The organism is Providencia sp. PROV223 (assembly GCF_028479245.1).
Lineage (GTDB): Bacteria > Pseudomonadota > Gammaproteobacteria > Enterobacterales > Enterobacteriaceae > Providencia > Providencia rettgeri.
Window position 1 is genome coordinate 57,928 of sequence record NZ_JAMPNG010000021.1, and the last position, 22,388, is coordinate 80,315.

The window sequence follows — 22,388 nt, forward strand, 5'->3', positions numbered from 1 at the left end:
ATTAAATTGGTAACTACCGCATTTATCGTAAAGTTATTTTATTCGAATAACTGAATAATAGTTTCTAATATCGAAAATAATATTTTAAAGAGCGTCATACAATAGCTCTAATTTTTAGTTAATAAGTCAGGGTTAATGATTTTTGGAATAACATTATGAATACTATACTAAAATATAGCTGTTTTATAACTGTAACTATATTACTTTCCGCTTGTGACGATATGGAACTTTTAAGTGGTAAGGGTAAGTTTTATTATAGTAATCCAAGTACAAACACGATTACGTTTAAGCTAGATGGCAAAGGTTATGATGTTTTACCGGATGATAAAGGCGTTGTTTTACTTTCTAGTGGACCACACCAATTAGTTAGTGGTGAAGGTGACGTGACGGATTTCTTTGTTTTTGAAAATAACTCTGGCGGGATTATTAACCCAAATCATTTTGTTTACTACACCTTGTCTGAAGTTTATGCTGTTGATGGTAAAGAAGATAGGTTTAAACCTGCTAGCTATCCCATTACAATTAATGGGCACGAACTTGAGCTACCGGCCCGCAGTTCTAACGCAACGCTTATTGATGCAAATATATTTAGGTGTAGCTACCCAGTAGGAGAAAGCTTTCCTGATTCAATCACACTATATGATGATAAGTTAGATGGAAATATTAAATCTAAATGCTTTGATAAACATGAATTAATTGCCTATTTAGATAATGAATATGGGCAAAAATTATTACCGGATCCTGCTAATCATGAAGCTGCAGATTCTATCAATATGGCATTTATATATGAAGTTCCAACTGTTACTTTTGATAATACGGATGTACAGATAAAAGCCGAAAAATTAATTCAGTTAGCTACACGATTAAAAAATACTGATGATGTTGATATCCATAAAGAATTAAACCAAGAATTTCACCATGCTATTACTGAGTTAGTACATGAGCAGGCTCGAAGCGCTTCATCAAACTCTGTTACAGAAAATATAAAGTATAATAATTTTATTCAAGAAATTAATGTAGTAAGAGAACATGGTATTTGGTTAAAACAGTAATGGTTTAAGGGGATATACTATTTATATACTTACTTAGGAAGATTATTTTCAAGTAATAATTTTTGGAATTAATTAAGAAAATGCTTATTAAGTATACAGAGTAATCTTATTTTAAATAACTGATGAAAAAGCCAGATTGGTATGGTTATATTAACCACACCAAGGAACTCGGCGATGAATTTATCCATACAATCCGTTTTCACCGTCATATCAGCTGCATTTTTGTTTTTATTTTCCTCTATTGCTAGTAGTACTACTATTATTAATACTAAAAAAGATCCCGATATTTTAGATTTAGTGTTTATTCTAGATAAAAGTGGTTCAATGTCAGGATTCGAAACCGATACAATCGGTGGATATAATAGTGTATTAACTGAAAATAAGGGAAAAAAAGCAAAAACCTACATTACAACTATTTTATTTAATGACAAAACAAGTTTACTTCATAATAGAGAACCCATTGAAAAGGTTTCTAATCTAACACTTGATGATTATCCCGTTGGTGGCTATACCGCATTATTAGATGCGATAGGAGACGGTATTGAAAAAATGCAAGAAAATAGAAAGGTTACAAAAAATAATAATGTTCTTTTTGTGATAATTACAGATGGACAAGAAAATAGTAGCCGTAAATATTCTCAAGCAAAAATTAAAGCCATGATTAAGTCCGCAGAAACAGAAGATAAATGGGATTTTATTTTCTTGGGAGCGAATATTGATGCCATTTCTGAAGCAGAAAATATTGGAATTAAAAGTTCAAATGCTACTGGTTATGTCCAAGATGGGACTGGATACGACAAGGCTTACCGTGCGGTAAATAAAGCGGTGGAAGCTAAACAAAAGTCTGCGCCAATATCAGAGGATTGGAAACAAGAAGTTGAAGCGGATGTGAAGGAACGAAAAAAATAATGATATGTTCAAATCTACGCAGTATTTTATTATTTAAAATGCCTAATAGTTGATGATAGAGTTGCCAGTAAAGCCCCTATAGCAAGGGTAATAGGGGCTTTTATTTTATTATTATCATTATTTAGTTTGTTTTAAGGCTGTAAACATTTTTTCAGCAAGTATGTTTTGTGCCGACTCGATTCCTGGTAATACAAAGTAGTACCCACCACCAAAGGGCTTGATATAGCGTTCAAGCGGTTCACCATTAAGGCGCTTTTGAGTGTCGATAAAGCCTGTTTTTAAATTTTTCTGAAAAGAGACGAAAATTAAACCCATATCGAGAGCCCCTGTTTCGGTTAACCCGAGTGAATAGCTGTAGCTTCTTCGCCTTAGTTTTGCGGTATAACGTTCAGGATTACGGGGTTCTGCACGGCGCATATGGGAATCAAATAAAATACGGTCACCATGAGGGTCTTGGCCAAACTCAGGATCATCGTGCTCCTTTTTCATGCCGATAGGGGCTCCTGAATCTTTATGCCGACCAAAATCATTTTCTTGATCTTCTAATGGCGTTCTATCCCAAAATTCTAAATTAAAGCGAATGAGACGTACTGCTTGGTATGTCCCTCCGTCACACCAAGATGGTTCTTGACTGCCTTTTGTTATCCAAATTAATTCGTTCATCAATAAATTGTCATCAGCGGGTGCATTTCCCGTTCCATCCTTAAAACCAAAAAGATTGATAGGAGTGGAATGGTTATCAATATCTCGTGCAGGTAAGAAGCCGTCGATTTTCCAGAGAGGAAAGCTGTATGGAGAAATATGACGCAAAATATCACGTAATGCATAGATAACGCTTTCTTGGCTATTCGCGCATATTTGTAGAAGAAGATCGCCACCACACCATTTCTGCTCTAACCTATCGTTGGGGAAACTGGTCATTTCACTAAGATATTTAGGCTTGATTTTATTTAATCCGAACCGGTTATCAAACAGAGAGTTACCTAAAGCAACGGTGATGGTTAGTGAGTCGGGTTGCTGTTGCGTTCCCAGAATACCGGATTCAGCGGGAGGCATTTTATCATTATTGATTGAAGGTGCTTTTTGGGGTTGGGTTAAATCAGCAATGCGCTGGGTCAGTAGAGTAAAAACAGTCTGTAATTCTTCGATGGAATTTGCCGTCATATTAAATGCGATAAAGGAGGCATTTTTGGGTTCAGGCGTCAAAACACCGGCTTGGTGTGGCCCAAGATAATTGATTGCTTTGTCATAAGTGAGTTGGCAATCGGCGATTTTATCTTGTGCTTTTAATGCTGGGGCGGCTAAAACTGCGCTACTAATTGCGAGCATTTTTAGGGCATTACGCCGGGACATTCCGTTGGTTTGCAATATATTTCTCAGTTTAGCTTGCATAAATGTATGCCTTAATATTTATAGTAAACATCGACATCGAGCTCAGCACGTAATTTTGCTAAAGTTTCGGCTTGCTGAGTGAGTAATGAATAAAGCGCCATTTTGTCTTTGAGTTGTAATTGGCTATAAGCTTGATATGTCGTATTTGATAGTTGATATGACTGCATTATTTGGTTAATTAGTTGGTCATTTTTCTGTATTTTTTCAAGGGTCTCTGGCTTGATAAAAGGCTTAATAATTTCAATTATCTTTTGTGACCCTTTTAAATTAGCAGCAATATCAGTTAAATCAGACAAAATGTAGATATTTTCTTTACCGCCCAATTTTGTTTCTAAGATCATTTCAATAAAATCAGCTGAGGCTTGCACGAGCTTAGGAATTTCAATGGTTTCAGTTGCTACCCGTTTATACAAATCACGCCCTTTAAGTAATAATTCTTGGTTTGCCGTTGAGGCAAGTTCAGTATTTTTTTGCATAAATAATTGGTATTCAACAAGATGAAACCCCGTAAAGCGGTAATCAGTTTCTTTATCAAGGAAGTAATCGGCTCTTGGATTAATTGTTCTATCCGTATTACCAAATAAAATAATAATCGGGCGTACTGTTTCATAATGTTGGTGAGCCTGAATATACGCGGCTTGGGCTTGTTCTAGCTTTCCTTGTTGTAAACTCTGTTGTAACAATTCCAATTGCGTCACCATTTCTGCCAATTCAGCAGTGGCAAAGGCTAAATAGGTTTGGATAGCATGTTGATATTTTTCAGGAGTAGGAATATCCCCTTTAGCGATAATGATGTTATCCCCTGTTTGTACAGGGGATCTCAGTGCTTTACCTTGAACCAAGTTAGGTAGTGCCATACTGAGTATTAAGCTAATCGAGACCCATTTGATGTTATGCCTCAGTGAGCTAGACATTTTTTTTGCTCCGAGTAAACAATGGGATCACAATAGCCCAATAAAGGATAAAGGTAATGACACTGAGCCAAATAGGCTGTGAACGATAGGCAAAGAAAGATGAGATAAAATTACCAGCAATACCCGAATCGTCAAGAAATGCAGTTGTATCCCAAGCGGGATAAATTAAAAAATCAGGGATCGAAAAATCATATTCAATCAGTAAGTTAGCGCTTTCTTCTACCCCTTTAAGTAGGAGAGATAACGCGAGGAATAATAGAATAACGCCGGTAACCTTAAAGAAGATAGACCATGAAACTAAACGATTTGTTAATAAGAATGCATAGAGTGTAAGGCCTGCAATTGCAATTCCACCACCGACTTCAATAAAGAAAGCCGATGCATTAGACGCGGTTAACGACATAATAAAGCTAGATAAAAAGACGACGATTTCGCTTCCTTCTCGGGCAATGGCAATGGCAATAATCAATGCGGCGCCCCACCAGTTATGGTGAGCCGCATTACGGCTTATTCCTGATTCAATTTCTGATTTCATTGAGCTGCCATGCTTGTTCATCCAATACACCATTTGGACAATCAGGATACAAGCGAGTAGCTCCATAAAAATCATAAACAGTGATTGCCCTGTATCATCAAGGACATTAAATACGCCATAGATGAGAAGTGCGAGTAAGATGGAGGTAATAACCCCAATAGCGACACCGGCCCAAAGGTATTTCATACCATTATGTGCGTCAGGGTGGCGTTTAATCCACGCATAAATAATACCAATGACAAGCAACGCTTCAAAACTTTCACGCCACACAACAAACAGAACTTGTCCCATGCTAAATCCTTTTATTTCGCAATGATCTCGCCTTTGGGGTGAGAAAGGTGGAAGTCATCAAAAAAAGTATATGTGCCAGGTTTCAATGGTGCGATAACAACAACAGAGCTTGCTCCGGGGGCTAAAACTTTTTCTTTTCTTAATTGAATACTTTCAAATTCTGCGGGCTCAGTGCCTGTATTGGTAATTTTAATGCGGATAATTGTTTTTGCAGGGACTTCAAGAACTCGTGGGATAAGATCACCATTTTTCATTTCTAATTCGACAGTATATTTTTCTGCAGCAAATGAAGATAGGGGAATTATTGTACAAGTGATAACCAGTAAAAAGCTCAGTAATGTTTTCATTTTGGCTTGGTTTATCCTTTTATAACGACAAACAAAAAAGGGCTTACGCAAGAAAATTCCCTTGGTTAAGCCCTTAACTAATTTAGGTTAAAAAATTAGTAACTACCTTTACGGCCAACACCTGCGTAGTCAAAATCCCAAGAGACTTCGAAAGGCTCGAACCAAGGGGCCACACCCGTTTCTTTATCAATATGACGGCCAAAGGCAACATCTTTATTGTGTGATGGCGGATAGATTTTATAGGTGACACGGTATTTACCATTGCCATCTAATTTGATGTTTTCCCCATAATGAGGGCCATCACTTGCCACCATAGGCATAAATGTGCCTGTTTGAGTTTGTGGTTTATCACCAAGTTTCGTGACTGAATATTCAATGGTTAGGTAAGGGATCCAATCACCTTCTGCAAAGCCATTTGGGTTATCTTCAACAGCGTGGATATCTGCTTCTAAGTGGACATCTGCTTTATCTGCAGCTAAGTGAGACATTGCATGATGGCCTTCTTCGGTATCCATTGTAATTGGTTGTAGGTAAACACCTTGGATTTCCATTCCGTTTTTGATCACAGGGTGACCGAGAGGGTACTCTTGAGCTAATGCTGAGATTGAAAACAACGCGAGACCTGAAACAGCAGCTTTATAGGCGAGTTTCATTATTTTCGTCCTTACCATAAGTGATATAGAGTTGTAATGATAATCATTACCATTACTAAAAAACAAGTGGTAATTTACGATAAGTAAATTACTCGTCGCTAAAAATGTTTGTTTTTATATAAAAATCTAAGTGTTAGAAAAAGTTATTATTCTTTGAAAAATAACTTGCTAATAGTGTGTTCTATTAGGCAGTTTATTATTGTCTACATGATATATTTTGAAGGTGTGAATTTTACTGCGAAAGAACACTTCATTCATTTTGTTGAAAATAAAGGTATAGCCATGCAACGACGTTATCTTGACTGCTCTGCTTCAGAAATTGTAAAACTCAATAAAAAGAATCTATTAGAATCAATTAAAGCAAGTGAAGGGCGAATTTTGGTTTCTGAAACCATAGGCACAATTCAACCCGTATTAATGACAGTGACGAATGCTGAATTAGCCGCAAGCCAAGGTGCAGACATTTTATTATTGAATGTTTTTGATGTTAATCAACCGATTATGCAAGGCCTACCCGAAGGGGTTGAACCTGAGGAAATCATTCGCACACTTAAGCGTTTAACGGGACGAGCAATCGGTGTTAATTTAGAGCCTGTACCTGAGGGCTTTAATAATCCGACACAAGATGCGCAATGGAAAATGTCAGAAGGGCGATTAGCAACAGTAAAAAATGCTCTTAAATTAAAAGAAATGGGTGCGGATATTATTGTTCTAACGGGGAACCCTGGCAATGGAGTAACTAATCAGGAAATTAACCAGAGCCTTAAAGAGCTTAAAGCTGTTGTGGGTGAAGATATTGTGCTTATTACGGGAAAAATGCACGCTGCTGGTGTTTTAAATGCTTCCGCAGAGCAACTCATCACAGATGATGATATTCGTACCTTTATTAACAATGGTGCGGATATTATTTTGCTCCCAGCTCCGGGAACGGTACCTGGGATTTCATTAGAATTTGTGCAAAAAATGGTAGGTTATTGCCATTCCCAAGGCGTGATGACAATGACGGCGATTGGCACTTCTCAAGAAGGTGCAGATTTACAAACTATTCGGCAAATTGCATTAATGTGCAAAATGGCCGGGACAGATTTACACCATATTGGTGATTCAGGTTATAACGGAATCGCATTACCTGAGAATATTTTAAATTATAGTATTGTGATCCGTGGTGTTCGTCACACCTATTCACGTATTGCTCGTTCGGTTAATCGCTAATTGGCATTCTTAGGTGATTTTTACAAAAATGGTTTGTAGGAATCACCTGTTTAACACAATTTTTTTCTATTATCTTCGCGTTAAATACAGATTATTTTCGATAAAAATTTATACAATTCCCCCAATTCTTCAGGTAAAATTTCGCCCATTTTTCTAAAACAATATCTATAACACAAAAAAAGAAGTGAGTTATGTCGCAAAATACTAATCCGGTGCCAAAAATTGGCTTCGTTTCACTCGGCTGCCCGAAAAATCTAGTTGATTCAGAACGCATTTTAACTGAGTTGCGCACTGATGGTTACCAAGTCGTTCCAAGCTATGATAATGCTGACTTAGTCATTGTGAATACGTGTGGGTTTATCGATAGCGCGGTGCAGGAATCACTAGAAGCGATTGGGGAAGCTCTGAATGAAAATGGCAAAGTGATTGTCACAGGATGCCTTGGTGCGAAAGAGAACCAAATTCGTGAAGTACATCCAAAAGTTTTAGAAATCACTGGTCCACATAGCTATGAGCAAGTACTTAACCACGTGCACCACTACGTTCCAAAACCTGAACATGACCCTTTCTTGAGTTTAGTTCCAGAACAAGGGGTAAAACTGACTCCAAAGCATTATGCCTATTTAAAAATTTCCGAAGGGTGCAATCATCGTTGTACTTTTTGCATTATTCCTTCTATGCGAGGGGATTTAGATAGCCGTCCAATTGGAGATGTGTTAAATGAAGCTAAGCGTTTAGTCGCTTCAGGGGTAAAAGAGTTACTGGTTATTTCACAAGATACCTCTGCGTATGGTGTTGATGTTAAAAATAAAACGGGTTTTTGGGATGGGCAGCCGGTAAAAACTAGCATGGTGGGGTTATGTGAACAACTTGCTTCACTGGGTGTATGGGTACGTTTACATTATGTGTATCCTTATCCACATGTTGATGATGTCATCCCTTTGATGGCAGAAGGTAAAGTTTTACCTTACCTAGATATTCCGCTGCAGCATGCAAGTCCTAAAATTTTAAAGTTAATGAAACGCCCTGGCGCTGTAGAAAGAACACTTGAGCGAATTAAGCGTTGGCGTGAAATTTGCCCTGAACTCACCTTACGTTCAACATTTATTGTGGGGTTTCCTGGTGAGACAGAAGACGATTTTCAAATGCTACTCGATTTCTTATCGGAAGCGAAGTTAGACCGAGTAGGCTGCTTTAAGTATAGCCCTGTCGAGGGAGCGAAAGCGAATGAGCTGGCGGATCAAGTCCCTGAGGAAATTAAAGAAGATCGTTATCATCGTTTTATGCAATTACAACAACAAATTTCTACACAGCGTTTACAAGATAAAATTGGTAAAGAAATTTTAGTCATTATTGATGAAGTTGATGATGAAGGTGCTATTGGGCGTAGTATGGCAGACGCGCCAGAAATTGATGGTATGGTTTATCTTAATGGTGAATTTGGTGTTAACGCGGGGGATATAGTGAAAGTATTCGTTGAGCATGCAGATGAATATGACCTGTGGGGAAATATTGTCACTTCCTAAGTGAATCAGAGCGTTTTAAAAGTGTAAATGGCTAACTTAGGTAAATTAAGTTAGCCATTTTGTTTTTTACCACATTGATTTACTGCTTTTAATTGTGAAAAATTGATGTGGATCAAGCGGTTTAAATCTATCAATTAATAACTTGATCTAGAATATAATAATTAAATGGGAAATTGACATAATCAGATAACTCTTATCGAAGAATAAGGATAACTATGTCGGTTCATTTAATATTTCCAACTACAACACCTGTAAAAGAAAGTATTTATAATTCAGATGATTATAAATATATTGTAGAGCTTGCTTATACAACTATTGAAGGTGGATTAGCCTCATTACATGATAATAATATTCGAAGTTCTCTGATTAGCTCTGATGGAAAAACGCTTTGGCTTAGTCATGAGTTTGGGGGCAATTTTGAGATAGCAGCTTTATTATCTGATAATTTGACTTATGGTGCGCGGGCTAAGTTGTATACTGCGCCAATCGAATTACATGGGATTTTTTATTATCTAGCTCCAGTGTATTCACATGCTGGAGAGCCAGTTCTAGTTGTCGCTTTATCTTCAACTCAGAATAGCTGCAATATTTTGTTTGCACTCACGCAGGCTTTAGCAAGGGAAGCGAGTGGGAAATTGAAATTTCACTATTATGAACAAGAAATTTTTAAGGAAAATAAGGTAGAGCAACGATTCGCTAGCTTGGATATTCATTCAGTTGAGAAAGCTTTGATTATTGAAGTGGCGCAGGCTTGTGAAGGTAAAATTCAAAAAATGCATAAAGTCCTTGATATGGGGCGGACAACGTTATGGCGCAAACTAAAGCAGTATGAAATTAACATTAAAGACTACAAATAGCTTCTTACATATGCTTTGGACCGTAAAAAAAAAGCGCTTTCGCATGTTTTGTGGACAACAACAAAAAAGCATAAAAACAGCGAAGCGCGAAGAATTTACCAACATTTTGAACGACAGTCGATAGATAAATAAAGCATAATCTATCTGCTTGTGTCGTTACTTGATGTATCGAGAAAAGAAAATGAAAACGATACTTATTATGCTTGAGTTAGGTAAGTTGGTATGTCGTTTACAGCCCTATTTTTTTAGATTTGTGATGGATAAATATTGATGAGAAAGCGCATTGTCTTACTAAAAAATGGTGTGATAGGTGCACTATTATTTTAAATGATATTTCAGTAACACAAAAAAGTATTATTTTATTTTACAAGTATTAGTAGTTATTATTACTAGTGGAATTATCAATTCACTTAGGTTTCTTTAATCTGTGATAGAGTAGAACTATTGTTTATCACTTATAAAAACAAGTTATTATTTTAAAATTGACAGGATTTTTATCTATATTTATCTAAATTATAGTGCTCTTGGCATTTTTTAGGTAATTAGTTTCTGATGGCTTAGAGTCAAACCACCAGAAACTAATTACGCTATAACAAGATGAACATATCATATAAATTAAATATATTTAGGATAGGTATTAATGTATTCGTATTCTTGAATAAGTTGTGGCAGTGATTTAATACCTAGTTTCGTATAAATGTTAGAGCGATGAACTTCTACAGTTCTTGGTGATAGTGACAGTTTTTCAGCGGTTTCTTTACTGGTATTACCTTCTAATATCATATCCATGATTTCTCGTTCTCTAACCGAAAGACGGTTAAATTTATCAGAGAGGTAGGTATATTTTTTATACTTTTCATGCATATTTAAAAATAATTCTGTTGCGTTACTGATGGAGTTTAAAATTTCAATGTCCTTGAAAGGCAAAGGGAAAAAATCAAAAGCTCCGGCTTTAAAACTCTCACGGCACAAACTGATAGAAGGCTCTTCAGCAAGCACAATGAATGGAACAATACCAAATGAATTATTTATATTGTTTAATCTACTAATACGATTTTCATCATTGTTTAAGAATAATAAAATACATTCTTTTACATTACCCTCATTAGGGTAAGTATAATTACTCATAAACACTTCTTCGTTATTATAAAATCTAAAGATAAAACCAAAAGATTCCATCATTAGTTTCAGTTTATTCTTAAAGACATTATCACTTTCTACGATTACGTGAATGGTGTTATTCATCACCATACTCCTGTTGAACTGATTTGATATTCATACCAATCTGATTAAATACGTAGATAAATAAAGTGAAATTAAAATTTCACAATAATATTTTCTACTGATCGTTGTTCTTTTTATTAGTGTATTACTGACCTTAATTTATATTAAAAACATCATCTAGTTAAATTTAATATAAAAATAGAAACAATAGTTAAAGTTTGTGTCATTGGGTAATATTCGATTAATGACGTGTAACATATTATGTGAATTTACTTATTAAATGTGTTTTTTAACATAAAGTAATAGACAGAAATATTGTTAAAGCTAATCAATAATATCTTAAATCATTAGTCATAAAAAGTCTTAGATGTACACTTTATGCTGTTTTCTTAGGTGATAGTACTTAATCTGTGAATTGACGAAGATTAAGTGCTTTTTATATCTGACATGTTAAAATTTACTCTAACCTAGTTTTGATGAGTGAATATACTTAATGGCTTCTTTAAAAGACGTAGCTCGACTTGCAAATGTTTCATTGATGACAGTATCACGGGCAATTAATAACCCTGAATTACTCAAGCCTGAAACCTTAAAACAGGTCCAACAAGCTATTGAGTCACTCAATTATGTTCCTGATTTTTCTGCTCGTAAGATTAGAGGAAAAGGTTCTAGGGTTTCGACAGTTGGCGTTTTGGCCCTTGATACAGCGACAACTCCGTTTTCTGTGGAAATCATTCTTTCAATAGAGCAAACCGCGAGGCAATTCGGCTGGAGTAGCTTTGTTGTTAATATTACCTCCAGTGAAGATAGTGAAAGAGCTGTCCGGCAATTATTATCCCAGCGACCAGATGGTATTATTTATACTACGATGGGCCTTCGAGAAGTGACTATTCCTGAAGGATTACATAATAATCGTTTGGTTCTTGCCAATTGCATAGATAAAAAAGGGCAGTTTCCAGCCTATGTACCAGATGATTTTAATGGTCAATTGAATGCAGTTAATCGCTTAATAGAGAAAGGGTATCGGAATCCTCTTTGTCTTTATATCCCGCAAGAAACACTTGCTGGAAAAACGCGCCGTGAAGCGGTGGAATCTGCGTGGGCAACGGCTAATTTACCTCTAGAATCGCTTCAGCAATACCATTTAGAGTTAGGTGATGAACACTATTTAGATGTTATAGCTTTAATTAATAGTCACTTTAAGAATAAAAAACCGGATTTTGATGTCATTATTTGTGGAAATGACCGTATTGCATTTTTAGCTTACCAAGTACTACTTAGCCGTGGTTTACGTATCCCACAAGATATCGCAGTACTTGGCTACGATAATATGATAGGTGTTGGAGAACTATTTTATCCACCATTAAGTACGGTTGTGTTACCGCACTATCAGTTAGGTCAACAAGCCGCTTTGCACATCATAGAGGAACGGCAGCAAAATAGTGTTGAATATGTTGCTTGCGACTTGTTAGAACGTAATTCTTTTTAGTTTCGCCGAGAAGGCAAATCGAATAGACAGTTATTCAATCGCTTTCTTGAGTTCCCAATAAATCGCTTTTTCTAGCTTAGCCTGGTGATTTATTGCAAATAATCTTAAATCTCGTTCACTTTGGTGTGGGTAGATACGGCAACTAAAATTGAGTTCACCATCATTAATAAATACTTCCAAGCTAGAGTGGTCGATAAAAGCATTTATTTTAAGTTGATGACCTTGCGGTATCGGAGCACAACGATTATCACTAATGGTATATTCAGGGTAATGACGCATTAAGGTTAATTGCTGACTTTGGTTATCAACATAGAACTGCACGCCGTATCCAATCCAAAAGCCAAATTTTTCAGCTGGGCTTTGCTGTAAATCCCAAATAAGTTCTATTTCACAACTTGTCGCATTTTCATTTATTACTATGGTGCTGTTTTTGGCTAACATTGTTGCGGGAAAATGGCTTGCAGACTGGCGTAATGATTTCAATTCCTCTATAGGTTTAGAGATAATTTTACCTTGCTCATTCAGTGTTAGCTCTCTAGGTAAAGTAAAGCACCCTGACCACCCATGTTTTTGTGTAGGCATATGATTTTCCCACATATCCATCCAAGCGATAGCAATACGACGGCCATCTTTAGCTAAAAAGGTTTGAGGTGCGTAAAAGTCTTGGCCAAAATCAAGCTCAGTAAATGAATGTGAAATTTGATAAGGTAAATTAGGTGACCAATTACCAACCAAATAGCCATTTTGAAATAAATTTCGATATTGATAATTTTTTGCTTTTTTTCCTTGAGGAGAAAAAAGGGCAATAAATTTTTCGCCTAATGGAAAGAAATCAGGACACTCCCACATATAAACATTATTGTCGTCAGTTTTTGCTAGGATTTGATAGTTTTGATCCCAATTTAATAAGTCAGTAGAGTTAAATAAGAGGATTTGCCCTTGATCTTGAGAGTCTCTTGCACCAACCACCATCCACCATTTACCATCTTGTTGCCAAACTTTAGGATCTCTAAAGTGCATATAGCCATCAGGGGAAGGGAGTACAACACCTTTCTTTTCGAAATGAATACCATCTTCACTGATTGCAACACACTGTGATTGGATGATTTGGCTGTCATCACCTGGATTTGCTAACCAGATATGGCCTGTGTAAAACAAATACAATTTGTTATCGTAACTAATTGCGGAGCCTGAGAAACAACCATCTCGGTCATAATCTTCACTTGGTGCTAACGCAATGGGTTGGTGTTGCCAATGGACCATATCAGTGCTTGTTGCATGACCCCAATGCATGGGACCCCAAATCGCACTAAATGGATGATGTTGATAAAAAGCGTGGTATTGTCCTTGGTGATAGATCAAACCATTAGGGTCATTCATCCAGCCTACATAAGGGGCAAGGTGGTATTGTGGGTAGAACTGCAAGTTCATGTTTTCTCTTGCTGTTTTGATGGTTTCGTTGGCTAATTCAAGTTGTTTTTTCATTATGGCTTCCTGAACATTTTTCGATCGCGATAACAAAATGGGCACATGAAATTCAATAATAGGTGCGTTTATTTGCTGGCTTCTTTATACTTAATGTTAACGTTAACAGTTTGCGTTTACTAGTTTTATTTTCATGAGTTGGTAATGTGTTATTTATGAATAAGAATAAAGGTTAAAAATATAAAACTCGCAAAGGAGATATAATGAAAGTTTGGGCATTAGGGGATGCAGTTATTGATTTAATTCCTCTTCAAAACATGCAATATGAAGCTTGTGCTGGTGGTGCGCCTGTAAATGTCGCCGCTGGGGTTGCACGCTTAGGGCAAAATAGTGGTTTTATTGGACGAGTCGGTGAAGAAGCTTTCGGGCATTTCATGCAAAAAACCTTATTTGATATAGGGGTTGATACGAGTGCGATGGAATTTGATGAAAAGTATAAAACAAGTACTGTTCTCGTCTCGTTGCATGAAAACGGAGAACGTGAATTTTCTTTTTTAGTTTCTCCTTCGGCTGACCAATTTTTAACGACAAATAACTTACCGCAATTTGGTCATGATATTTTGCATTTTTGCTCATTAGCTCTAGTGCATCACCAATGTAGAGCGTCTCTATCAACAGCTATCGAACAACTAAAACTCGCTGGTGGGTTACTGAGTTTTGATATTAATATTCGTCCACAAATGTGGTCTGATCCCGATGAAATGCACCAAGTTGTTGATAATTTTGCAAAACGAGCGGATATTTTAAAACTTTCTGATGATGAGCTGCTGTGGTTAACGCAAGAAAGTCGTTTTGAAAATGCAATCGCCAAATTGCAAGGCTATCCTGCCCAATTAAAAATTGTTACTCAAGGGGCTAAAGGTTGTCAGGTGTTCACTTCTTTGGTTCAAATGGCCGTAAGTGCTTATTTAGTAGAAAGTATTGATACCACAGGGGCTGGCGATGCATTTATGGCGGGGTTGTTGGCGGCCATTTCACAATATGGGCTAGTCAATGAAAAAGAGGGGCTGATGAAGGTCATTTCGCAAGCTACTGCTTGTGGTGCATTGGCGACAACCAAAAAAGGTGCTATTGCCGCAGCGCCGACACAAGAGGAATTATGTGCATTTATGCAGCAGCAACCACCATTACATCAGCGTGATGTTTTTTGATGAATATATATGCAGCGAGTAAATAAAAGGTAGCGATATAGTTACCTTTTATTTTAAGAATACTTGATATAATTCAACCTATATTATGATGTTGATAAGTTTTATTTTTTGCATTTTGGCGTATGATAAGTAGCTAATATTATTTAATCAGATTTATTGTGGATAAATTATGTTGCTTCGCTCGGGAGTAGCTCTTGCTATTTTTTCCTATATCTTATGGGGAATCACACCATTATTTTATCGTTTACTTCCCGGAGCGGAACCTTTAGAGCTACTTGCAGAACGTCTTATTTGGTCTGTGCCTATACTTTTTTTTGTTCGCTTAATTATTAAAAATAAATCTTTATGGCGCGAGGTATGGTCTGATAAACGGTCGATAATTTTGTGTTTATTTAGTTCGTCGGTTATGGCGATATCTTGGACAACATTTACCTACGCATTAACTCACGGACAGGTGTTGGCCGCGAGTCTTGGATATTTTATTAACCCATTATTCTCTATTCTACTTGGTGTTTTGTTTCTTCGCGAACGGCTTGTTTTTGCAGAAAAAATGGCTGTTATTTTTATTTGTGCGGGGGTTGGTTACCAAATTTGGCAGTATGGTGAATTACCTATTTTAGCGTTAGTTATGGGGAGTGCTTTTGCGGTATATGGATTAATCCGTAAATTTATTCGATTTGATGTGATTACGTCTTTATTTCTAGAAGCGCTTTGGTTGCTGCCCATTGCAATAGCGATCTCTTGGTGGTTAGCTTCTAATGGTTTAAGCGCTGTGGCGCAAGGGGATTGGCAAATTAAAGTTCTTTATATGTTAGCGGCTCCAGTCACGATCATTCCTTTGCTCTTTTTTACTGCTGCAATTAAACGAACGTCATTAACGGTAATAGGTTTAGCACAATATATAGAACCAACAATTCAATTCTTATTAGCCGTTTTTTTATTTAATGAGCTATTTGATTGGGTCAAAGGCATTAGTTTCTCACTTATTTGGATTGGTTTAATATTTTGTGTGTTAGCAATCTTACGCAAACAGTATATTAAATTTTCTCATAAAGAACCTTTTATTACTGGGCGTGACAAAACACCATTAGATTAAATAGTTAACCATCATTATCAATAGGTTATAAGATTATTGTCTTATGGCATTTTTTCCTCGATAGCAAAAGCAAACGGTTGCGTATATAATTGGCAGTAACTTTTTTGTCGGTAAGGTTATCAATCATGAATCAATTAGGTACTGCGCTGTGTAAATCTGCAACAAAAGTCATGTTGTTAGGTGCTGGAGAGTTAGGCAAGGAAGTTGCGATTGAATGTCAACGGTTGGGCATCGAAGTCATTGCGGTTGATCGCTATGATAATGCGCCAGCGATGCATATTGCACACCGTAGCTATACAATAAACATGCTTGATGGCGAAGCGCTGAAGCAAATAGTTTCAATTGAAAAACCCGATATTATTGTGCCTGAAATTGAAGCGATTGCGACACCGGTATTAATGGAACTGGAACAACAAGGACAGAAAGTGGTTCCGTCTGCGAAAGCGATTGTTCTTACTATGGATAGAGAAGGTATCCGCCGCTTAGCCGCAGAAGAGTTGAAATTACCAACATCAGAGTATCAATTTGTAGACAGTAAACTCGATTTTATCGCAGCAGCAGAAAAAATCGGCTTTCCTTGTATTGTTAAGCCAGTGATGAGTTCGTCAGGGAAGGGGCAAAGTGTGATCCATTCTCGAGACGAATTAAATCAAGCTTGGGATTACTCACAGGAAGGTGGTCGAGCAGGTCAAGGCCGTGTAATTGTTGAAAAAATGGTTAATTTTGATTTTGAAATTACATTATTAACGGTCAGTGCCGTGGATGGGATTCACTTTTGTGCGCCAGTAGGGCATCGACAAGAAAAAGGGGATTATCGTGAGTCTTGGCAGCCACAGTACATGAGTGAGGTGGTGTTGAAAAAAGCGCAGGATGTTGCTGAGAAAATTGTTACCTCTCTGGGGGGCTACGGAATATTTGGTGTTGAATTATTTGTGTGCGGTGACGATATTATTTTTAATGAAGTTTCGCCTCGTCCCCATGATACAGGCATGGTGACGCTGATTTCACAAAATTTATCTGAGTTTGCTTTACATGTTCGTGCATTTCTTGGCTTCCCAATCGGTGTGATCCGCCAATATGGACCAAGTGCATCCGCGGTTATTTTACCTAGTTTACAAAGCCAAAATGTGATTTTTTCAAATATTGGTGCAGCATTAGGATCGGATACTCAATTACGGTTATTTGGTAAACCTGAAATTGCAGGAACTCGCCGGTTAGGTGTTGCTTTAGCAATTGCAGATTCGATTGAAAGTGCATTAGAGCTGGCGCAAAAAACCGCTAATACAGTGTGTGTTTCTGGTTGATTTTAATGAAGTTAGTGCTGAACATTTTTGTTTCGCTACTGCTTTTTATCTTATCCCAAATAATTGAGGTTGCATCTGGCTTGGTTAATGGGGTTTGATTGGCACTAATAACGGGGGGTTCCACCTAATAATTGAATGCCAATAGCCCCGTTAGAGTGCTCGTCATTAAAGAAATTATTATTAATCGCTAATCCAGCCAGATTGATAGAGTAAGGTAGCTTATTGACTAACTTAACCCCATTAGCATTTTGAGTTACGTAAATATTTTTAAATGCATCTTCTTGGGGCTGAATTCTTACTAATTTGAATCTTAAGGTTATTCTTGTACAAGATTTTATTTACCCTTATTCCTAGTTTCATTGAAAGAGATATCCGCTATCTTTAATAAGCGAGTATTTATTGGAGTAAGATTGATGCGCTCCACTTCTTACTATAATCCGGCGTAAAAGTAGAATAAGGAAAGTGATGATGGTTCGTTATGTCGCTGGCTTAATGTCATTAGGATTAATGTCTTTTTTATCAACAGCACAAAATCTTGAACAACAATTTAGCTTATGGGTGGCGAATGAAAAAGATAAAATCGAGTGTTTTGAACCGCAATCATCATTTAAGTATTGCTTAGGTGAACGACCAAATAGCGGTTTGGCTGTTTTTGACCAGAAAGGGCAAGAAGTTTACCAGCTTTATTATTTTGACAACTGGCCAGATGAAGCACAGGACGGGGTATACCGAATTCGTAAAGAAAATAAAATTGGTTTTGCAGATGCGATATCAGGGGAAGTCGTGATTGATGCAATTTATGATTGCGCATATCCCTTTGAAGCAGGGAAAGCGAAAGTCGGTATCGGATGTGAAACACAAACTGATGGTGAGCACAGTTGGTGGGTTGGTGGTAATTGGACTACGATTACACGCTAAACGTATATAGATATCATAAGGTTTCAGGTAACTCAGCTTTAGCTTTTTACGTTATTAGTGAAATTTATTCACAATAAACGTCATTTTAACCATGCATACTACATTTTTTAACTTATTGAAAACAAATTGAAATTGTAATGCAGATCACGTTTTTAAGCTCATTTGACCTCCCTAAAAACCATTCAAAGTAAAAAACAAACCGCTTAATTCCATATGGCACCACTTAGCATAACTTTAGTCATTTGCTGAGTGTAATTTCATACCATATACACCATGGCAGAGCTCAATTTTTTGATTCAATACAGTTCAACCACTGCCAATTAAAAACCCATCAACGATAAATGATAAGCAACGAAAACACAGTGATATCGTTTTTTATGATGGCTAATACAAAATCAATGGCATGTTCGTTTTACCTCAGAAGGGTGTTCTATGAACAAAAATGGTATTTTAAAGCACATTCCGTGGATGATCCTTGGGATAATCGGTGCGGTCTGTCTGGGGGTAGTTGCACTCAGGCGTGGTGAGCACATCAGTGCTCTTTGGATTGTCGTCGCTTCTGTGGCGGTGTATCTCATAGCATATCGTTATTACAGCTTATATATCGCTAAAAAAGTGATGAAGCTGGACGAAACACGTGCGACTCCAGCCGTCATTAATAATGACGGGTTAAACTATGTTCCGACAAATAAAAACGTTCTATTTGGTCACCACTTTGCCGCGATTGCAGGGGCGGGGCCATTAGTCGGACCTGTTCTTGCTGCTCAAGTCGGCTATTTACCCGGCACCTTATGGTTGCTTGCAGGGGTTGTGTTAGCCGGTGCAGTGCAAGATTTCATGGTGTTATTTATTTCATCACGTCGTAATGGTGCATCATTAGGGGAAATCGTTAAAGAAGAGCTAGGCCCAATTCCGGGAACGCTGGCACTCTTTGGGTGCTTCCTAATCATGATCATTATCCTTGCTGTATTAGCATTGATTGTGGTGAAAGCCTTGGCAGAAAGCCCATGGGGTGTCTTTACCGTTGTCTCAACAGTGCCTATCGCATTGTTTATGGGGATATATATGCGATATATCCGGCCGGGGCGCGTAGGTGAAGTTTCTGTTATCGGTATTGTTCTCTTAGTTGCTTCCATTTGGTTTGGTGGTGTGATTGCTCATGACCCATACTGGGGTCCAGCACTGACATTCAAAGACACGACGATTACTTACGCGTTAGTGGGTTATGCATTTGTCTCTGCATTATTACCTGTATGGCTAATTTTAGCGCCTCGTGACTATTTAGCGACATTCTTGAAAATTGGGGTTATCGTTGGTTTAGCGATTGGTATCGTTATTCTAAACCCTGAATTAAAAATGCCAGCAGTGACGCAATTTGTTGATGGTTCAGGTCCTGTTTGGAAAGGTACTCTATTCCCATTCTTGTTTATTACCATCGCTTGTGGTGCGGTATCCGGTTTCCATGCGCTTATTTCCTCAGGGACAACACCTAAGTTATTAGCAAACGAAAAAGATGCGCGTTACATCGGTTATGGTGCAATGTTAATGGAGTCATTTGTTGCGATTATGGCTTTGGTCGCGGCTTCTATTATCGAACCAGGCCTGTATTTTGCTATGAATACACCACCAGCAGCGTTAGGTATTACTATGCCTAACTTACATGAACTGGGTGGTCCAGATGGCGCAGCTATCATGGCTCAGCTCAAAGATGTGTCTGTTCATGCAGCCGCTACAGTGAGTTCATGGGGCTTTGTGATTTCACCTGAGCAAATCATGCAAACAGCGAAAGATATTGGTGAGCCGTCGGTGTTAAACCGTGCTGGTGGTGCGCCGACATTAGCGGTAGGTATTGCGTATGTTTTCCATGAAATCATGCCTGCGGCAAATATGGGCTTCTGGTATCACTTTGGTATTCTGTTTGAAGCTCTGTTTATCTTAACCGCATTGGATGCAGGGACTCGTTCAGGCCGCTTTATGCTGCAAGATTTATTGGGTAACTTTGTTCCATTCTTGAAGAAAACAGATTCACTGGTTGCTGGTATCATAGGTACAGCTGGTTGTGTTGGGCTGTGGGGTTATTTATTGTATCAAGGTGTTGTTGACCCACTGGGCGGTGTTAAGAGCTTATGGCCTCTGTTCGGTATCTCGAACCAAATGTTAGCAGCAGTTGCTTTAGTCTTGAGTACAGTAGTGCTGATTAAGATGAAACGCAGTAAATACATTATGGTGACTGTATTACCTGCAGTATGGCTATTAATCTGTACAACTTGGGCATTGGGACTGAAATTATTCAGTGATAACCCACAACTGGAAGGATTCCTATACTTAGCGAAATCTTATAAAGATAAGATTGCGGCAGGTGGTGCAGAGTTAACTGCACAAGAAATTACTAATATGAATCACATTATTATTAATAACTACACCAACGCAGGGCTGAGTATTCTATTCTTGGTGGTTGTCTACGGTATCATTTTCTATGGTATTCGCGTTGGGATGAAAGCGCACAAAAACCCAGAGCGTACAGACAAAGAAACACCTTATGTTCCTGTACCTAAAGAGGGCGTGAAAGTTTCATCTTCACATTAAGTCACCCTTCAACGAAATTGAACATCGGAAGATGTTCGGTAAATGAAAGGTCGCCCTACATTGTGTGTTCATGATGTAGGGCATTTGTATTGGAGAGGCTGATGTTTGGAAATCTCGGCAAAACAGGAAAATACCTCGGGCAAGCAGCACGCATGCTAATTGGTATTCCTGATTATGATACCTATGTGCAGCATATGAGTGATAATCACCCAGATAAACCTGTGATGACCTACAAAGAATTTTTTCGCGAAAGACAAGATGCACGGTATGGTGGTAGCGGTAAAGGCGGATTTCGCTGCTGTTAATCAATGAAGTGTGAGGGCAATAATGAAACCTATTAGCGTAACAATTTTAACCGGTTTTCTCGGGGCTGGTAAGACGACTCTCCTTAGCCATATTCTTCATGCTGAGCACGGTCATAAAATTGCAGTGATTGAAAATGAGTTTGGTGAAGTCCCCATTGATAACGCAATAATTGGTGATCGTGCGACACAAATTACCACATTAAGTAATGGCTGTATTTGTTGTAGTCGTTCGAATGAATTAGAAAATGCCTTATTAGACCTATTAGATGGCCTTGATAATGGAAAATTAGACTTTGAGCGTCTCGTCATTGAGTGCACTGGCATGGCAGACCCAGGCCCGATCACTCAAACTTTTTTTTCCCATGAAGTCCTATGCGAACGTTATGTGTTAGATGGCATTATTACACTAGTGGATGCTGTTCACGCTGATAAACAATTGAATGATTTTGCCATTGCTCAAGCGCAAATTGGCTATGCAGATCGCATTTTATTGACCAAAACAGATATTGAGCCGAATAACGAAGCTTTAATTGAACGTTTACAACGTATTAATGCGAGAGCACCGATTTACCCAGTTATTCAAGGTGATATCGACCTGAGTTTATTATTGGATATCGAAGGGTTTTTATTGGATTCACAGTTGAATGTCAAACAACCGACATTCCGTTTCGCGCCTAAACAACAAAATGAAGTCGGCTCGATTGTCCTTGAATTTAATTATCCTGTTGAACTGATGGCCGTTTCTCAAGTAATGGAAGACCTATTACTCGGTTTTGCAGATAACTTACTGCGTTATAAAGGAATTCTTTCCATTATGGGTGAACCAAAACGCTTATTATTCCAAGGTGTTCAACGCCTCTATAGTGCGGATTGGGATAGAGACTGGGAAGTTGATGAACAACGCCGCAGTGTATTAGTGTTTATTGGTATTGACCTACCAGAAGATATAATTCGTGAAAAATTCGCAGCCCTAGAAGTTAATTCAAAATAGAACAATTCAAAAAAATAATTTCAAAAAAGAAATTCAAAACGAAATTCAAAACGAAATTCAAAGTCATTAGCGGCGTAGCAAGGCGGCAAAAGAGCCAATCCCTAGGAGCATACACAAGTATGTGACTAGGGTTGGCGAATGTAGCCAACAA

The 22,388-nt window shown here is 37.7% G+C and carries 20 protein-coding genes; 13 read left to right on the forward strand and 7 right to left on the reverse strand.

From position 1 onward, the window contains the following. The first annotated feature begins 155 nt into the window (after positions 1–155). Together PR767_RS18505 and PR767_RS18510 are read left to right on the forward strand one after the other, a co-directional pair. A complete protein-coding gene (locus tag PR767_RS18505; protein ID WP_109912027.1) occupies positions 156–1,052 on the forward strand; it encodes a hypothetical protein in 897 nt (298 codons plus the stop codon). A gap of 174 nt (positions 1,053–1,226) precedes the next feature. After that, a complete protein-coding gene (locus PR767_RS18510; protein WP_117162682.1) occupies positions 1,227–1,961 on the forward strand; it encodes a vWA domain-containing protein in 735 nt (244 codons plus the stop codon). 117 nt (positions 1,962–2,078) lie between these two features. On the opposite strand, the gene efeB is transcribed toward PR767_RS18510, so the two are convergent. The 5 genes from efeB to PR767_RS18535 form a co-directional block, all read right to left on the reverse strand. Beyond that, positions 2,079–3,353, reverse strand: a complete 1,275-nt coding sequence (gene efeB / locus PR767_RS18515) for an iron uptake transporter deferrochelatase/peroxidase subunit (protein ID WP_196719110.1) — start codon at positions 3,351–3,353, stop codon at positions 2,079–2,081. Positions 3,354–3,364: 11 nt separating this feature from the next. Then, positions 3,365–4,267, reverse strand: a complete 903-nt coding sequence (locus tag PR767_RS18520; RefSeq protein ID WP_272520742.1) for an EfeM/EfeO family lipoprotein — start codon at positions 4,265–4,267, stop codon at positions 3,365–3,367. After that, positions 4,260–5,093, reverse strand: a complete 834-nt coding sequence (locus PR767_RS18525; RefSeq protein WP_004913791.1) for an FTR1 family iron permease — start codon at positions 5,091–5,093, stop codon at positions 4,260–4,262. The genes PR767_RS18520 and PR767_RS18525 overlap by 8 nt, the downstream gene beginning before the upstream one ends. Before the next feature lie 11 nt (positions 5,094–5,104). Continuing rightward, positions 5,105–5,440, reverse strand: a complete 336-nt coding sequence (locus tag PR767_RS18530; protein ID WP_110732217.1) for a cupredoxin domain-containing protein — start codon at positions 5,438–5,440, stop codon at positions 5,105–5,107. A 95-nt stretch (positions 5,441–5,535) separates the two neighbouring features. Further along, positions 5,536–6,093 carry an iron transporter gene (locus PR767_RS18535; protein ID WP_272520743.1) on the reverse strand — a complete coding sequence of 186 codons (558 nt, stop codon included), beginning with the start codon at positions 6,091–6,093 and terminating at the stop codon, positions 5,536–5,538. Positions 6,094–6,375: 282 nt separating this feature from the next. On the opposite strand from PR767_RS18535, the gene PR767_RS18540 reads away from it, so the two are divergent. The 3 genes from PR767_RS18540 (at position 6,376) to PR767_RS18550 (ending at position 9,688) form a co-directional block, all read left to right on the forward strand. Further along, positions 6,376–7,305 carry a DUF7916 family protein gene (locus tag PR767_RS18540; RefSeq protein WP_123382451.1) on the forward strand — a complete coding sequence of 310 codons (930 nt, stop codon included), beginning with the start codon at positions 6,376–6,378 and terminating at the stop codon, positions 7,303–7,305. A gap of 191 nt (positions 7,306–7,496) precedes the next feature. Further along, the gene (gene rimO / locus PR767_RS18545; protein ID WP_004913782.1) at positions 7,497–8,831 is read left to right on the forward strand and encodes a 30S ribosomal protein S12 methylthiotransferase RimO; all 1,335 of its coding nucleotides are present in this window, start codon (positions 7,497–7,499) and stop codon (positions 8,829–8,831) included. Positions 8,832–9,046: 215 nt separating this feature from the next. Then, positions 9,047–9,688, forward strand: coding sequence for a helix-turn-helix domain-containing protein (locus PR767_RS18550; protein ID WP_004913781.1), 642 nt, complete (start codon positions 9,047–9,049; stop codon positions 9,686–9,688). 615 nt (positions 9,689–10,303) lie between these two features. Here the strand turns inward: PR767_RS18550 and PR767_RS18555 are convergent. Next, positions 10,304–10,933, reverse strand: coding sequence for a response regulator transcription factor (locus PR767_RS18555; protein ID WP_123382372.1), 630 nt, complete (start codon positions 10,931–10,933; stop codon positions 10,304–10,306). A gap of 472 nt (positions 10,934–11,405) precedes the next feature. On the opposite strand from PR767_RS18555, the gene PR767_RS18560 reads away from it, so the two are divergent. Then, the gene (locus PR767_RS18560) at positions 11,406–12,401 is read left to right on the forward strand and encodes a LacI family DNA-binding transcriptional regulator (protein WP_004913775.1); all 996 of its coding nucleotides are present in this window, start codon (positions 11,406–11,408) and stop codon (positions 12,399–12,401) included. A gap of 30 nt (positions 12,402–12,431) precedes the next feature. Here the strand turns inward: PR767_RS18560 and PR767_RS18565 are convergent, their stop codons facing one another. Continuing rightward, the gene (locus tag PR767_RS18565) at positions 12,432–13,886 is read right to left on the reverse strand and encodes a glycoside hydrolase family 32 protein (RefSeq protein WP_240105908.1); all 1,455 of its coding nucleotides are present in this window, start codon (positions 13,884–13,886) and stop codon (positions 12,432–12,434) included. Between the two features lie 203 nt (positions 13,887–14,089). Between PR767_RS18565 and PR767_RS18570 the strand changes: the two genes are divergently transcribed. From PR767_RS18570 to yjiA, 7 genes are all read left to right on the forward strand, one after another. Further along, on the forward strand, positions 14,090–15,037 hold the full coding sequence (locus PR767_RS18570; RefSeq protein WP_004913771.1) for an aminoimidazole riboside kinase: 948 nt from the start codon (positions 14,090–14,092) through the stop codon (positions 15,035–15,037). A 169-nt stretch (positions 15,038–15,206) separates the two neighbouring features. Further along, complete coding sequence (gene rarD, locus PR767_RS18575; RefSeq protein WP_109912035.1) at positions 15,207–16,133, forward strand: EamA family transporter RarD; 927 nt, start codon at positions 15,207–15,209, stop codon at positions 16,131–16,133. A gap of 125 nt (positions 16,134–16,258) precedes the next feature. Continuing rightward, positions 16,259–17,437, forward strand: coding sequence for a formate-dependent phosphoribosylglycinamide formyltransferase (gene purT / locus PR767_RS18580; protein WP_272520744.1), 1,179 nt, complete (start codon positions 16,259–16,261; stop codon positions 17,435–17,437). A 465-nt stretch (positions 17,438–17,902) separates the two neighbouring features. Continuing rightward, on the forward strand, positions 17,903–18,355 hold the full coding sequence (locus PR767_RS18585) for a WG repeat-containing protein (RefSeq protein ID WP_123382371.1): 453 nt from the start codon (positions 17,903–17,905) through the stop codon (positions 18,353–18,355). Between the two features lie 432 nt (positions 18,356–18,787). Next, positions 18,788–20,941 (forward strand): carbon starvation CstA family protein, encoded by a 2,154-nt coding sequence (locus tag PR767_RS18590; protein ID WP_004260588.1) that lies wholly within the window; start codon positions 18,788–18,790, stop codon positions 20,939–20,941. Positions 20,942–21,042: 101 nt separating this feature from the next. Beyond that, the gene (locus PR767_RS18595; RefSeq protein ID WP_004260586.1) at positions 21,043–21,246 is read left to right on the forward strand and encodes a YbdD/YjiX family protein; all 204 of its coding nucleotides are present in this window, start codon (positions 21,043–21,045) and stop codon (positions 21,244–21,246) included. Positions 21,247–21,268: 22 nt separating this feature from the next. Further along, positions 21,269–22,237, forward strand: a complete 969-nt coding sequence (gene yjiA, locus PR767_RS18600) for a GTPase (RefSeq protein ID WP_109912036.1) — start codon at positions 21,269–21,271, stop codon at positions 22,235–22,237. The last annotated feature ends 151 nt before the right edge of the window (positions 22,238–22,388 follow it).

Bases quoted from the DNA above. Each gene is read 5' to 3' on its own strand.
- PR767_RS18565 (WP_240105908.1), bottom strand. From the start codon at position 13,886: ATGAAAAAACAACTTGAATTAGCCAACGAAACCATCAAAACAGCAAGA.
- PR767_RS18540 (WP_123382451.1), top strand. From the start codon at position 6,376: ATGCAACGACGTTATCTTGACTGCTCTGCTTCAGAAATTGTAAAACTC.
- PR767_RS18560 (WP_004913775.1), top strand. From the start codon at position 11,406: ATGGCTTCTTTAAAAGACGTAGCTCGACTTGCAAATGTTTCATTGATG.
- PR767_RS18595 (WP_004260586.1), top strand. From the start codon at position 21,043: ATGTTTGGAAATCTCGGCAAAACAGGAAAATACCTCGGGCAAGCAGCA.
- PR767_RS18505 (WP_109912027.1), top strand. From the start codon at position 156: ATGAATACTATACTAAAATATAGCTGTTTTATAACTGTAACTATATTA.
- PR767_RS18570 (WP_004913771.1), top strand. From the start codon at position 14,090: ATGAAAGTTTGGGCATTAGGGGATGCAGTTATTGATTTAATTCCTCTT.
- PR767_RS18590 (WP_004260588.1), top strand. From the start codon at position 18,788: ATGAACAAAAATGGTATTTTAAAGCACATTCCGTGGATGATCCTTGGG.
- rimO (WP_004913782.1), top strand. From the start codon at position 7,497: ATGTCGCAAAATACTAATCCGGTGCCAAAAATTGGCTTCGTTTCACTC.
- PR767_RS18585 (WP_123382371.1), top strand. From the start codon at position 17,903: ATGATGGTTCGTTATGTCGCTGGCTTAATGTCATTAGGATTAATGTCT.
- purT (WP_272520744.1), top strand. From the start codon at position 16,259: ATGAATCAATTAGGTACTGCGCTGTGTAAATCTGCAACAAAAGTCATG.
- PR767_RS18550 (WP_004913781.1), top strand. From the start codon at position 9,047: ATGTCGGTTCATTTAATATTTCCAACTACAACACCTGTAAAAGAAAGT.
- PR767_RS18525 (WP_004913791.1), bottom strand. From the start codon at position 5,093: ATGGGACAAGTTCTGTTTGTTGTGTGGCGTGAAAGTTTTGAAGCGTTG.
- rarD (WP_109912035.1), top strand. From the start codon at position 15,207: ATGTTGCTTCGCTCGGGAGTAGCTCTTGCTATTTTTTCCTATATCTTA.
- PR767_RS18520 (WP_272520742.1), bottom strand. From the start codon at position 4,267: ATGTCTAGCTCACTGAGGCATAACATCAAATGGGTCTCGATTAGCTTA.
- PR767_RS18530 (WP_110732217.1), bottom strand. From the start codon at position 5,440: ATGAAAACATTACTGAGCTTTTTACTGGTTATCACTTGTACAATAATT.
- yjiA (WP_109912036.1), top strand. From the start codon at position 21,269: ATGAAACCTATTAGCGTAACAATTTTAACCGGTTTTCTCGGGGCTGGT.
- PR767_RS18510 (WP_117162682.1), top strand. From the start codon at position 1,227: ATGAATTTATCCATACAATCCGTTTTCACCGTCATATCAGCTGCATTT.
- PR767_RS18555 (WP_123382372.1), bottom strand. From the start codon at position 10,933: ATGAATAACACCATTCACGTAATCGTAGAAAGTGATAATGTCTTTAAG.
- efeB (WP_196719110.1), bottom strand. From the start codon at position 3,353: ATGCAAGCTAAACTGAGAAATATATTGCAAACCAACGGAATGTCCCGG.
- PR767_RS18535 (WP_272520743.1), bottom strand. From the start codon at position 6,093: ATGAAACTCGCCTATAAAGCTGCTGTTTCAGGTCTCGCGTTGTTTTCA.